We start from the raw sequence: 965 nt of genomic DNA, 5'->3' as shown, positions 1-965 counted from the left end.
CGGACCGGCGCGACGCCGTGGGCGCCCTGCTGCGCGACGGCGCGCGCGAGCTGGCGGCGGAGATCGGTTGAGCCCGGTTACCTGAGCGTTGCCATCGTCGCCGAAGCGCATTTCTCACTGGTCTGCTCCGAACCGCCGCCCAGGAAGGCAATCGCCAGGAACCCGGCGATGATGAGGGCCACGAAGCCCACCGTCACCAGCCCCAGATACTTGTCGATGAAGGCCTTGATCGGCGCGCCGAACAGGCGGAACAGCACACCCACGATCATAAAGCTGATCGAGCGCGAGATCACCGAGGCGCCGATGAACACCAGCAGGTTCATGCCGATGAACCCGGCGGTGATCGTCAGCAGCTTGAACGGGATCGGCGTCGCCCCTTTCACCACGATGATCTCGGCGCCGTATTCGCGCAAGTAGCAGGCCGCCTTGGGGAAGCTGTCGTACAAGTGCAGCGCCCGCAGCATGGCCTCACCGAAAGCTTCGAACGCAAAGTGCCCGATGGCATAGCCCAGCAACCCGCCCGCGACCGAGGCCAGCGTGGCGATCATCGAAAACCGGATCGCCTTCTTCGGTTCGGCCAGGCACATCAGGCCGAGCAGCGGATGCGGCGGCACCGGAAAAAAGCTCGCCTCCATGAAGGCGAAAGCGGCCAGCCACCAGGCCGCATGGCGATGCGCCGCCTTTTCCATGGTCCAGTCGTAGAGGCGGCGCAGCATCGATGTCTCCGGCAAGTCGCAGTGTCCGGGTGCTTACCGGCGGTGTTGCGTTGCGGCAAGCGCGAAGCGGTTAACGAAGATAACCTATTTGGTTTTTCGTGTTGACATCGTGACGCTGTTTAGGTACATATCAGGAACATCGCGAAATACCGAGTCGAAACGGCCCTGTCCTCCCCGGCACGGGGAGGTGGCAGCCCGCAGGGCTGACGGAGGGGACTCGCCTCCTCCCGCAACCGCGCTTCGCAACGA

1 protein-coding gene is annotated in these 965 nt (G+C 63.9%); it reads right to left on the bottom strand.

What is annotated here, in order from left to right; all coding sequences use genetic code 11:
- Positions 1-77: 77 nt before the first annotated feature.
- Entirely contained in the window at positions 78-716 is a 639-nt protein-coding gene (locus tag MTR66_RS20345) for a YqaA family protein (RefSeq protein WP_243924410.1), read from the bottom strand.
- Positions 717-965: the final 249 nt, after the last annotated feature.

It is taken from the genome of Novosphingobium beihaiense, assembly GCF_022832375.1.
In the GTDB taxonomy this organism is placed as follows: domain Bacteria; phylum Pseudomonadota; class Alphaproteobacteria; order Sphingomonadales; family Sphingomonadaceae; genus Novosphingobium; species Novosphingobium beihaiensis.
The sequence above is the reverse complement of the archived record's forward strand: the minus strand, read 5'-3'. Positions and strand labels throughout refer to the sequence as shown.